The sequence below is a fragment of the Actinomadura sp. DC4 genome (assembly GCF_030406325.1).
In the GTDB taxonomy this organism is placed as follows: Bacteria; Actinomycetota; Actinomycetes; order Streptosporangiales; family Streptosporangiaceae; genus Actinoallomurus.
The window spans coordinates 140,900-152,544 of sequence record NZ_JAUEQY010000029.1 but is presented as its reverse complement, the minus strand read 5'-3'; the positions used below and the strand labels follow the sequence as shown (position 1 = coordinate 152,544).

General features: G+C 69.6%; 12 protein-coding genes. 6 read left to right on the top strand and 6 right to left on the bottom strand.

The genetic code is table 11. The annotated features are described in order from the left end of the window. Positions 1 to 220: 220 nt before the first annotated feature. Positions 221 to 658, bottom strand: coding sequence for an OsmC family protein (locus QWU11_RS36730; protein ID WP_290119127.1), 438 nt, complete (start codon positions 656 to 658; stop codon positions 221 to 223). Further along, entirely contained in the window at positions 655 to 1,479 is an 825-nt protein-coding gene (locus tag QWU11_RS36725; RefSeq protein ID WP_290119126.1) for a hypothetical protein, read from the bottom strand. The genes QWU11_RS36730 and QWU11_RS36725 overlap by 4 nt, the downstream gene beginning before the upstream one ends. A gap of 187 nt (positions 1,480 to 1,666) precedes the next feature. Between QWU11_RS36725 and fabG the strand changes: the two genes are divergently transcribed. After that, complete coding sequence (gene fabG / locus QWU11_RS36720; RefSeq protein ID WP_290119125.1) at positions 1,667 to 2,401, top strand: 3-oxoacyl-ACP reductase FabG; 735 nt, start codon at positions 1,667 to 1,669, stop codon at positions 2,399 to 2,401. 28 nt (positions 2,402 to 2,429) lie between these two features. Here the strand turns inward: fabG and QWU11_RS36715 are convergent, their stop codons facing one another. Further along, positions 2,430 to 3,116: an SDR family NAD(P)-dependent oxidoreductase gene (locus QWU11_RS36715; protein ID WP_290119124.1), complete on the bottom strand. Its 687-nt coding sequence runs from the start codon at positions 3,114 to 3,116 to the stop codon at positions 2,430 to 2,432. Positions 3,117 to 3,305: 189 nt separating this feature from the next. Further along, the gene (locus QWU11_RS36710) at positions 3,306 to 3,914 is read right to left on the bottom strand and encodes a TetR/AcrR family transcriptional regulator (RefSeq protein ID WP_290119123.1); all 609 of its coding nucleotides are present in this window, start codon (positions 3,912 to 3,914) and stop codon (positions 3,306 to 3,308) included. Between the two features lie 135 nt (positions 3,915 to 4,049). On the opposite strand from QWU11_RS36710, the gene QWU11_RS36705 reads away from it, so the two are divergent. Both QWU11_RS36705 and QWU11_RS36700 read left to right on the top strand, forming a co-directional pair. Further along, positions 4,050 to 5,555, top strand: coding sequence for an AMP-binding protein (locus QWU11_RS36705; protein WP_290119122.1), 1,506 nt, complete (start codon positions 4,050 to 4,052; stop codon positions 5,553 to 5,555). Next, positions 5,552 to 6,322: an enoyl-CoA hydratase/isomerase family protein gene (locus QWU11_RS36700; RefSeq protein WP_290119121.1), complete on the top strand. Its 771-nt coding sequence runs from the start codon at positions 5,552 to 5,554 to the stop codon at positions 6,320 to 6,322. Before QWU11_RS36705 ends, QWU11_RS36700 begins: the two co-directional genes overlap by 4 nt. Here QWU11_RS36700 and QWU11_RS36695 read toward each other — a convergent pair. Further along, positions 6,312 to 7,460, bottom strand: a complete 1,149-nt coding sequence (locus QWU11_RS36695) for an acyl-CoA dehydrogenase family protein (protein ID WP_290119120.1) — start codon at positions 7,458 to 7,460, stop codon at positions 6,312 to 6,314. The two genes, QWU11_RS36700 and QWU11_RS36695, sit on opposite strands and share 11 nt — an antisense overlap. A gap of 6 nt (positions 7,461 to 7,466) precedes the next feature. Then, entirely contained in the window at positions 7,467 to 8,585 is a 1,119-nt protein-coding gene (locus tag QWU11_RS36690) for a hypothetical protein (protein ID WP_290119119.1), read from the bottom strand. A gap of 543 nt (positions 8,586 to 9,128) precedes the next feature. Here QWU11_RS36690 and QWU11_RS36685 point away from each other — a divergent pair. The 3 genes from QWU11_RS36685 to QWU11_RS36675 all read left to right on the top strand — a co-directional run bounded on the left by QWU11_RS36685 (position 9,129) and on the right by QWU11_RS36675 (position 11,556). Further along, on the top strand, positions 9,129 to 9,449 hold the full coding sequence (locus QWU11_RS36685; RefSeq protein WP_290119118.1) for a hypothetical protein: 321 nt from the start codon (positions 9,129 to 9,131) through the stop codon (positions 9,447 to 9,449). Between the two features lie 222 nt (positions 9,450 to 9,671). Further along, entirely contained in the window at positions 9,672 to 10,526 is an 855-nt protein-coding gene (locus QWU11_RS36680; RefSeq protein ID WP_290119117.1) for a DUF2690 domain-containing protein, read from the top strand. Positions 10,527 to 10,725: 199 nt separating this feature from the next. After that, positions 10,726 to 11,556, top strand: a complete 831-nt coding sequence (locus QWU11_RS36675) for a 2OG-Fe(II) oxygenase (RefSeq protein ID WP_290119116.1) — start codon at positions 10,726 to 10,728, stop codon at positions 11,554 to 11,556. The last annotated feature ends 89 nt before the right edge of the window (positions 11,557 to 11,645 follow it).

Genomic DNA, 11,645 nt, shown 5'->3' with positions numbered 1-11,645 from the left:
GCGCCGAGACCCTCGCTCGCGCCCCGCCCGCGGGGGGCGCGCCCCGCCCGCGCCACCCCCGGACGGGCGTGGTTCGGGCCCAGCGCGGGCGGGCGGCGGTGTGGGTCGCGGCGCGCCCCCCCCGCCCCGGCCGGGTGCGCGTCGGTCCCCCCCGGCGGGGGCGGGGGGGGGGGCGCGGGGGGGCGGGGGGGGGGGGGGGCGCCCCCCCCGACGGCCGGGCTCATGGGCGGACGGAGACCACCTCGGAGGACGCGGCGGCCGCGTCGACCAGTGCCTGTCCCGGCCGACGGGCGGCGAGCAGGGGAAGGGCCTCCCGCAACCGCTCGGCGTGCTCCTCGCTCGGCACCTCCCACTCCAGGCGGACCGATTCGAACGCCGCTCCGTCGTCGGCCCCCATGACGCGATCGACATTCAGGGAGGCCGACACCCGGAGCGTCGCGTGCTCCGCCACCGCGTCCTCGCCGACGAGCCGGAGGACGACGAGCGAGGCGGACGCGAGCCCGGCCAGCAGGTGCTCGACGGGATTCGCACCGGTGTCATGCCCGCCGTACCGGGCGGCCTCGTCGACCGTCAGCTCGTGCCCGCGCGCGGCGATGTGGACGCCCCGGGTCGCGTGCCGGGCGTGGACGACCAGTTGTTCTCGCCGAGCCGTGGTCATCGGACCTCCTCATAAAAGCCGGCCGCGACGGCGCCTGCCGGTCGCAGCTCCTCGGTCAGCCATGCGAGCGCCTCCGCCCCGGCGGCCCGGACGTCGGTGAGGTCCGGGCCGTACTGCGGTGCGAGGTAGTCCTCCAGCAGCCGCGGCGCATCGTGTTCGTCGCGTCGGTGGAGAAAGGACGCGACCGCTTCCACGGCCAGCGGGTCCCTCGCCCGCACCTTCCGCAGCGCCGCCCGCTGTGCGGCGACGACCGCCCGCACGGAGGGATCGTCGACGGAGATCAGGTCCAGGTCGACGGCGACGCCGGCGGTCGGGAACCTCAGAGCGTCGCCGAAGAACAGCGATTCCGTCAGCCCGAGCCGGGAGAGGGTGCTGGGCGCGAAGTTGGAGCCCAGCACCGCGGCGTCGACCGCTCCGGATCTCAACGCCTCCAGCCGGTCGGCGTCGCCGTCGTCTCCGGCGGGGAAGTGCAGAATCGAGGGCGCGGTGCCACGGCCGTTCAGCAGCCGCTCGGTGAACGCCAGGACGATCGAGCCTTCGGGATGCCCGGCCAGGACGGCCGGGGCCGGATCCGCTTCCCGCTGCCAGATCCAGAACAGCGGGTGGACCGTATGGACCAGCACCGCCCTCCACCGCCGTCGTCCCCGTACCGACTCGACCAGTGATCCGCCGAGCCCCGCCGAGAGTGGCGCCTCCGGGTGCTCCGACGCCGGAACCGCCCCGACCTCCACACCGAACTGGTCGTAGTAGCCCGCGCGCAGGGCGACCTCGTGGCACAGCAGCTCGTGCACGTTGCGATCGCGGTATGCGAGAAGAATCAAAGCCGCTCCCTCTGTGCCACCGGGAGGCGGCAGTCATGCGATAGTTCATAATATTGAACTAGTTTCGCCATTATGAACTACGTCAGAGTAGCCGGGCGGTTTTTCGCGTGTCAATCAGAGGGCTCATCACGCTGTTCGATATACTGATATATGTTCATAATAGTGAACAGCCAGGTGAGGAGATCATGTGAACCTGCTGGACCAGAGAGTCGCCGTCATCACGGGAGCGGCCCGCGGACTCGGCCGAGCGGTCGCCGAGCGGATGGTGGCCGAGGGAGCGCGGGTGGTCCTGGCCGACATGGACGTGGCGACCGCCCGCGACACCGCCGACGAGATCGGGCGTGCGGCGGTCGCCGTACGGTGTGACGTAACCGTCGAATCGGACGTGGCGGCGCTCGTTCCCACCGCCCTCTCGGCTTTCGGGCGGTTCGACGTCATGGTCAACAACGCCGGTGTCCTCCGCGACGCGACCATGCGAAAGCTGTCGCTGGACGACTTTCGCCTCGTCGTCGAGACCCACCTGCAGGGAACCTGGCTGGGCACGCGCGCGGCGGCGGCGCACATGCGCGAGCACGGCGGGGGCTCGATCGTGAACATGTCGTCCATCTCCGGGAAGGTGGGCAACATCGGGCAGACGAACTACAGCGCGGCGAAGGCCGGGATCATCGGCCTGACCAAGGCCGCCGCCAAGGAGGTCGCGCACGCGGGTGTGCGGGTCAACGCGATCCAGCCCGGCCTCATCAGGACCCCGATGACCGAGTCCATGCGCGACGAGATCTGGCGGCAGAGACTCACCGAGATCCCGATGGGCCGATTCGGCGAGCCGGCCGAGGTGGCGGCCGTGGCCTGCTTCCTGGCCTCCGACCTGTCCAGCTACGTCACCGGCACCGTGCTGGAGGTCACCGGCGGGAGGCACATGTGATGCCCCGCCATCGCCGGTGAAACCCGGCCTACCAGGGCAACACCCCGGTCTCGTCCTGGAAGGTCCCGGTCGGGCCGTCCACGTCGAGAGTCGCCAGACGTACGACGGTCCTGGCACTCTCTTCCGGGGACCGTCCGATCCCGAAGGCCGCGGTCATGTCGGTGGCCGTGGTGCCGGGCTCGACCGCGTTGAACTTGATGCCCGGCTGGGACTTGGCGTACTGGACCGTCAGCATGGTGGCCGCCGCCTTGGACGCGGAGTAGAGCGAGAGTGGCAGCTGGAACTCCGGCCGGTCGGGGTTGTTCACCGCCCAGAACGACCCGGCGCTGCTCGAAACGGTGACCACGGTGGGGTTGGAGGACCTGCGCAGCAGGGCGAGCGCCGCCTCGGTGACGCGCACGATCCCCACCGCGTTGGTGTCGAAGACCCGCAGGGCCGCGGGACCGTCGACGCCGTCGTTCCCGAGGACGCCGGCGTTGTGCACCAGCACGTCGAGCCGCCCCTCGGCCGAACCGATCGCCGCCAGCGCGCCGTTCACCGAGGCGTCGTCGGTCACGTCGAGCTGCACGAATCGCGCGCCGAGCGCCGCCGCGGCCTTCTCGCCCCGCTCGACGTCGCGCGCGCCGACGTAGACGACGTGCCCCAGCTCCAGAAGTTGTCTGGCCGTCTCGAAACCGATGCCCTTGTTGGCCCCGGTGATCAGTGTGACGGTCATGGGTCTCCTCTCGTGTGGCCCGGGTGGGCCGTTGTCTCCGACGCGGCTCCCGGAGGGTCAGCCGATCCGGACCTCGCCAGTTTCTGTATCGATCGATACAGAAGTCGACTGTAACATGTTCCGCATCGATCACTTCAGAACGTGGTGCCGCCGCGGCCGAGCCGGGGAATCAGCGGGACGACGTGGATGTCAGGAAAGCGGCCAGTTCCTCAGGGCGGCGTCGGCCATCTCCTGGAGTTCGTCGCGGCCGACACCACTGGCGGCCTGCACGGCGATGCCGTACGTCAAGGCGGTGACGTAGCGGGCGAGGAGTGCCGGGTCGGCCTCAGGGGGCAGGTCGCCGTCGTCGGCGGCTCGCTGGAACCGTTCCCTTATTCGGGCGTAGCCGTCGTCGCGCCAGGCGACGAGGAGGTCGCGGGCTCCACGGCTGGAGTCACCGGTCGCCAGCGCACCTTGGACCCCCAGGCACCCGTGGGGCCCCGCGGGCCGGGTGGTGGTCCGGATGGCGCCGGCCACGATCGCCGTGGCGACGCCGAGGGCGGTGGGCTCTTCCAGGGCCCAGGCCACATACGCGCTCGGGCCTTCGGTGTAGCGCTCCAGGGCCTTGCGGAACAGCTCCTCCTTGTTGCCGAAGGCCGCGTACATGCTGGTGGTCGAGATGCCCATCGCGTCGGTCAGGTTGGCCAGGCTGGCCCCCTCGTACCCCTGCTCCCAGAAGACCAGCAGGGCCCGCTCGAGCGCCTCGTCGACGTCGAATCCCCGCGGCCGGCCGGTAGGGCGGCGCCGTTCGGTCTTCACTCTCGCAGCGTACCTCTTCCGCATCGATTGATACCGAACTCGACCGAAGGTACCTCCACGTGGGACCGGTGATCGGCCGCGTGGGGTCTATTCTCACTCTCGCGGACATCCCCCGACCGACGGGAGCGCCTCGCGGTGAACATCGCACATCTCCTCGATCGTTGGGCGGACGCCGATCCGGCGAAGACCGCGCTCCGCGTCGCGGATGACGAGGTGAGCTACGCCGGCCTGAACCTGTGGTCCAGCGGCGTCGCCTCCCGTCTCGCCGCCGCGGGAGTCGTCACGGGCGACCGGGTCGGTGTCCTGGCCGGCAGCAACGCGGAGTTCGTCGCCGCGATCTACGGCATCTGGAAGCTCGGCGCGGTGGCCGTCTTCCTCAACCCCCAGCTGGCCAGGGAGGACCTGGAGAGGCAGGTCGCCGTCGCCGGGGCCGGGGTGATCGTCGTCGACGGCGACTCCGCCCGGTGGGCCGTGGCCTCCTCCATCGGGCGGGACACCGGCGGCATCCGGCTCGTTCGGGCCGGAGGCGGCGCCGCGGAACCCGTTCCCGCGGTGCGGCTGGGTCCGTACGACATCGCGTGCATCGCCTACACCTCGGGCACGACCGGCCTGGCGAAGGGCGCCGCGCACACCCACGGAGCGATACTGACGCAGATGGAGATGGTCGGGGCGCACTACTCCGCCACCTCAGAGGATGAGATCCTCTCGCTGCTCCCGCTGTTCCTCTTCTCGATCTTCCTGGCCGGTCCGGCGCTGGCCCTGTCCCTCGGCGCGTCGTGCCGCGTCGTTCCCCGCTACGACGCGCTCGACGTCGTACGGGCGATCGAGAAGGACGGCACGACCATCGTCGCGGCCGTGCCCCTGTTCTTCTACGACCTTCGCGAGCTGGTGAACGAGCACGGCACCGACTTCGACCTGTCCTCTCTGCGGGTGGTCACCTCCGGCGGGGCCCCGCTGCCCGAGAGCATCCGTGACGCCCTCGAAGGGCGGTTCGGATTACGCCTCGTCCAGCTGTACGGCATGACGGAGGCGCCCGGTGTCGTGACCGGCGACCCGATGACCGGCGAGCGCAGAGCGGGTTCCGTCGGCCGGGCGCTCCCGCACATCAGGATCGTCGTCGAGGACGCGGACGGCCGCGAGCTGCCCTCCGGCGCCATCGGCGAGATCTGCACGTCCGCCGTCCGGGATGGTCCCTTCCAGGGCCGGTACACCACGCTGGCCCGCTACTGGGAGATGCCGGAGGAGACCGCCGAGGCACTCCGAAACGGGCGGTTCCACACCGGCGACATCGGCTACCTGGACGACGAGGGGTTCCTCTACCTGGTGGACCGTAAGAAGGACATCATCATCCGCGGCGGGATGAACGTCTATCCCCGGGAGATCGAGTTCCTGCTGGCGGCGGACGGCCGCGTCGCCGAGTGCGCCGTGGCCGGCGCGCCGCACCCACGGTACGGCGAGGTCCCCGTCGCGTACGTCCGTCTCCACGAGGGAGCGCGGGCGGCCGCCGAAGAACTGCTCGACACCGTGAACGAGCGGCTCGCCGCCTCGCAGAGGCTCGAGGCGGTCCGGTTCGTCCGCGACTTCCCTCGCAACTCGCTCGGCAAGATACTCAAGCGCCAGCTGCGTGGGAGAGGCACATGACCAAGGTCCAGGTGGAGCGGCCCCAGGACGGGGTCGCGATCGTGTGTCTCAACCGGCCGGAACGGCTCAACGCTCTCGACGACGAGATGGTCCAGGAGACGTTGCCCCGCGTCATCGCGGAGCTCGACGCCGACCCGGCCGTCACGGTGGTCGTCTTCACCGGTGCGGGCCGGGCGTTCTGCGCCGGCGGAGATCTGGAGGAGTGCTCGGGCTTCCTCCTGCCCGACCCCGCCGCCTCGGAGGAGAACGTACGGATGACCGGCGCCGTGCCGGTGGCCATCCGGACCATGAGGGCGACGTCGATCGCCGCGGTCAACGGACCGGCCGTGGGAGCCGGTTTCGGACTGGCGCTGGCCTGTGACTTCAGGTTCGCCGGCTCCGGCGCCTTCTTCAAGGCCCCCTTCGTCGAGATGGGCCTGGTCTCCGACTACGGGGTCTCCTACTTCCTGCCGCGTCTCGTGGGGACGCAGAACGCGCTCGACATCATGCTGACCGGGCGACGCGTCCCCGCCGCCGAGGCGAAGGAGCTGGGCATCGTCTGGCGGGTCACCGACTCCCCGCTCGAGGACGCCCTGGAGTACGCCCGTGACCTCGCGGCGCGGCCTCCCGTGACCTCGTCGGCCATCCGCCGGACGCTCTACCGGAGCCTCGACGCCGATCTGGCGACCCAGGTCCTCGTCGAGGAGCCCCACGCGCAGGGCATCGCCCTGCACTCGGCCGAGTTCCGGCGGCGCTTCGCCGAGTATCGCGCGTCGATCACGGGCTGAGAGCCGTCTCGACCGTCCGTACGAGGTGGCGGGCGATGATGTCGCGCTGGATCTGGTTCGTGCCGCCGGCGATCTCGTTCAGTTTGACCTCACGCCAGTAGCGCTCCATCCCGTACTCGACCATGTAGGAGTATCCGCCGAGCACCTGCATGCCGTTGGAGACGCAGCGGGTGGCCGCCTCGGAGGCGATCACCTTGGTCATCGAGACCTCCGCGGAACACGGCAGGTCCTCGTCGAGCCGCCAGGCGGCCTCCCAGGTGGTGAGGCGCGCCGTTCGCACGTCCATGGCCATGTTCGCGAGCAGGTGGGCGACGGCCTGGTGTTCGGCGATGGGCTTCCCGAACTGCACGCGCTCCCGTGCGTAACCGTTGGCCAGGTCGAACGCTCCCTGCGCGATGCCGGTGCACACCGCGCCGACGTAGACGCGTTCCCGGTCGAGCAGGCTCAGGATGAGCCGGAACCCGTCGCCGGCCTCGCCGATGACGTTCCCTGCGGGCACGTGGACGTCGGAGAAGCGCACGTCACAGGCGTGCGTGCCCTGGCCCGACAGCTTGGGACGGGTGCTCACCGAGACACCGGGAGCCGTGCGCGGGACGACGATCGCCGTCAGGCCGCCGCCGGTCCGGACCAGGGTGAGGATGTGTTCGGCGGTGTCCGCCCCCGTAGTGAAGGTCTTGTGGCCGTCGATGACGTATTCGTCCCCGTCCCGCCGCGCCACCGTCTCGAGACCGCTCAGGTCCGAGCCCGTGGCGGGTTCGGAGAGCCCCATCGCCATGCGGCTCTCGCCCGCGCAGATCGCGGGCAGGAACCGCCGTTTCTGGTCCGGGGTCCCGTACTTGGCGATGCCCCGGGCGCAGAACGTCACGGTCGGCATCCAGGCGTACGCGAACGACGCGCCCGCGCGCGCCACCTCCTCGACCGCGACGCACATGGTGATCTCGTCGGACGGCACTCCGCCGTACTCCTCGGGCAGGCCCAGGCGCGTCAGCCCGAACCCCGCCATCCGCGCGTAGATCTCCTCGGGAAAGGACTCGGTCCGGTCGATCTCGGCGACGACCGCGGTGGGGGCCACGTCCTCGAAGAAGCGCCGGAGCCGTTCGCGGAGCGAACGTTGTCCGGCGGTGACTGCGAAGTCCATTCGTGTTCATGCCCCGCAGAGTTGGTAGGTGGAGTCGTTGTGGTTCTCCGCGTACTGATCGCAGAAATACGGGTTTCCTGGGCGCGTGCCCGTGCCGTTGGAGGAGACCAGTAGATTGTGGTCTTTCTCGTAGTGGCGCAGGTAGAAGGTCTGCCCGCCCGACGGCCATTCGCCCGGTGGCGGAGGCTTCGGCTTACCCGTGTCATTCGCGGTGAACGAGACCGCACCGTAGGTGCCCATGAGCCGGCCGTCGCCGGTCGGCGTGAAGGTCACATGGCTGTGGCCCTCGCACAACGACACGTCTTCGACGGCGTTCGGGTCCTGGCAGGGCCCGCCATTCCACGTGAGGTCTCCGGTGCCGTCAGGGCGGATGACCAGTTGTGACCCGTGCACGGTCCAGGTGCCGGCGAAGGAGCCGATGGGTATTTTCACCGGCACCGCTCCGACCGGCTTCGGGATGACGAGACGCTTCAGCGTCGCGGCCAGGTCGGCCGGTGTGCGGGCGAACTCCGGTGCTGACGCGTTGACCGCGGAGGCGAGCTGGGTGAGGTTCGCCTGCTCGCCGGTGGGAGTCAGATAGCCGACGAACCGGAAGTCCAGCCGGAGCCCGGCGGCCTTCACCTTCGCCTGCAGGGCCTTCTTGACCCCCGCCTGGTCGCGATTGCAGGCGTCGGTACCGCGGCCGGTGACCACGATGATGCGGTTGACCTTCCTGCCACGGAACGGATAGTGGCCCGAGAAATCGTTGATCGCGGCGAGCACCCCGCTTTCCAGGGTGGCCGAACCACCCGTCGCCAGCCCACGGGCCGAACGGCTGATCCGCGCGGCATGACCGGCCCCCGCCCCCACGACCTGCGCCGTGTTGTGCGAGTCGCCGCACCGTCCTCCGAAGCGGCGCAGGGACAGCGCGTCACCGTCACCGGTGTTCTGCACGGCCGCGCCGACCGCGCCCGCCACCGCCGACGACGCCCCGGCCGCCGAGGTGTCGACCACGAACGCGATGCGGTAGTCCGGAATCGAGCGCCATACGACCACCCCGGCCGCGCCGATCGCCACCACCACGACGCAGACCACCGCCAAGACCCAGCGCCACCGGCGTACACGCGGCCGAGTCGTGGCGGTCACCGCGTCACCGGGAAATGACTTCGGGTGGCTGCGACCACGTCGTGAAGGCGTTCGGCGCGCCGACTCCGAGCTCGTGCGGAGTTCACCAGCGAAACGGCCCCTAAAACAGTCATCGCGGACCTTTCCGGCATTTCGTTCGGGGACGGCGAGACTCTGGAGACAGTTCTACTAATGAATCACGCCGCGAGGCAGAGGGTGGCCGAGTGTGGACGACAGGCAACGTCCGTACCCGCACGCGATCCGGCTGGAAGAAATCAGCGAAGGTTCCGCACTGTGGAGCGCGCGGCCGGCGACCGTAGTGGCCCGGCCGGGTGCTGGGGACCGTGTGGGTCAGGGCGGCCCGCCGGGGATCGAGCCGCTCACTTCCCAAGTGATCACAAAAGCGTGCGCGGCGGAAGTCTCCATTCTTCTTGAGCGCCTTCATGCCGCAGTGGCCTGCCCCGGCGAAGGCGTTGTCCGGCATTGTTGTCCGGCTCTGGACGCCGTGTCGGCCAACCTTCGCGACGACTACACCAGGAGGTACCGACCCGAGGGGAGAGACTCATGCGATCACGAATCTCCGGTAAGGCGAGACACGTACTCGCCGTCCTGACACTGATGACGGCGATGGCGGGCGGCACCGCCGCGCTGGCCGGTCCCGCGTTCGCGGGTGGCGGGATCGACCTGCAGAGGTACGGCTGCGACATCCAGTCACCGGGAAGCTGGGTGGTCCTCCGCTACAACGACGTCTACGGCTGGAGGTGCGCCAACGGCCTCTACGATCTTTCGATCAACGTCACCAGCGCGTGCCGCGCCAAGTACGGGAGTTCTTCGAGCGCCTACTACACCGACTACTGGAACCCCTACTCCTGGCTCTGCCGCTGAGCCGGCGGGAACGGCCCGGACATGAAAGCCGGCGCGGGGGCGCGGCTGTGTCCGGGCCTTCCCGGCGGCCCTCCTTAATGGCCGCACAATGGGGCCGCAAAAGGCGACCGGTATGACCGAATCGACTCTGTGGCGAACGCCGCTCCTCTTCCCCGTCGCGTCGTCGCACAATAGGTGCTCAGCCCGACTCGGAGGGACGCCATGCCCCGACCAGAACGACCGGTGGATTCATCCGAGGGCCCGGCACAGCACTTCGCCGCGGAACTACGCCGATTACGAACCGAGGCCGGAAATCCGCCCTACCGAGAGCTGGCCAAGACGGCTCACTTCTCCAAGGCCACCCTCTCCGCGGCCGCCGCCGGTCATCGCCTCCCCACCTGGGACGTGACGCGCGCCTACGTGCTGGTCTGCGGAGGGAGCTCCATCGAGTGGCAGAGCCGTTGGGAGCGGGCCCGTGCCGAGCTCGGCCTGCCGGTGCCACCGGGTCCGAACGGCGCGACGCCACCGGAGCCGCCGGCCGAGAGCGCGGACGTGCCACGCTCAAGACGTCGATTGCTCATACCGGCGACCGCAGGAGTGGCACTGTCAGTACTCGCGGTATTCCTGCTCCTCCACCCACGTGCCCGGCTTCCGAGCCGGCCGGAGAAGCCGGTGAGCGCGACGTCGGAACCGCTGGGACGCTTCATGGGTGGTACCGACCCGATCGCCGACGACAAGGACCCGAAGAAGACCCGCTGCTCCTACGACCCGGCGGTCATCACCATCGACCGGGTCGAGGTCAACACGGCCGACGAACATTATCTCGGCGAGGCCGAACTCCGGTACTCCCCTCGTTGCCGGGCCGTGTGGGGCCGTTTCACCCCCAGCGCGGGTATGGCGTACCTGAAGAACGCGACCGTGTCGATCGCGGCGAGGCGGCCCGGCACGGGCACGCGAGGAGTCCCCTATACGACGCGTTTCGACGGCCAAGCCGTCTTCGGCAACATCCTCACGCGGACACGGGGCTGCGTCCTCATCTCGGTGACCGTCACAGCGTCAACCGGAGGCGGCACCGCCACGACCGGCTGCCGGCCCTGAACCGGGACGGGTGGCCGGGCCGAGAGGCCGGCACCCGGGCCTACCTCCGGTGGCCCTCGCTGGATCGCCCGGCGAGACCGGCCCCGTGCGGTCGCGACAGCGCGGAACCATCGTGACGAATTGCCGGCGAATATTGCGACACTAAACTCCTTCGGTAAACTGAAAACACGTTAACTGTTTACAGCCGAAGGAGAGTCTCATGCCGAAGACCGGCGAGCACGAAGACACCGATTCGGTCACCTCGATCGGCGATCCGCTATTCGACGTGCTGACTCCAGATCCCGCGGATGCCCGGCGGGCGTTTCAGTGTCTGGCGGCCGGGACCATGGCGGCGCTGCGCTTTCCCGAACTCCTCGATCCTGCTTGGTGCGCGTCTTTGCTCGACCGGTTGGGCAAGACAGAATTCGACGCCTACGACGAGGCCCGTCTTTGGCCGCGGATCCTGAAGCTCGGCCCGGCACTGTATGACCACTACACCGACGGGGTCGTGGCCCAGGATTACTGGGACCGGGCCGAGTCCGCGCGGGAGCTGTGGCGGACCGCCACCGGCGGCCTGGACCCGACCGAGCTCATCAGGCGAAGGTTCGCCGACCTGTTCTCCGTGCCGGTCCGGCCGGCCACGCTCGGTGGTCGCGAGCTCTTCGCCGGGATCTTGCGGGAGTTCCCCAGTGGTTCGCTGATCCACTATGACGAGGTGGCGCGGGAGTACGCCGGCCGGCTCGACGAGGAACCTATCGTCCAGCTGGCCTTCAACTGCTACCTGCGCACTTCCGAGCAGGGCGGCGAGCTGACCGTCTGGCGTCACCGGTGGGTTCCCTCCGATGAGGAGCATCGGCACGGTTATGGATGGGAGGAGGAGGCGGTCCGGGCGGCACCGTCGGTCACCCTGCGTGCCCGGGACGGTGAGGGGATCATCTTCGACTGCCGGCACTTTCACCAAGTCGCCGAGCCGTCCGGGCGAGGCCGCAGGGTCACGCTGTCCTTCTTCATGGGCTGCACGCTGACCGGCGAGATCCTGATCTGGTCCTGATCGCGGGCCTCAGGCGGGCAGGCGCCCGCCTGAGGCCCGCGGCCTGCGGCAAGGCAGTGCGGTAAGCCATAAGTCAGCGGCCTGTGGAA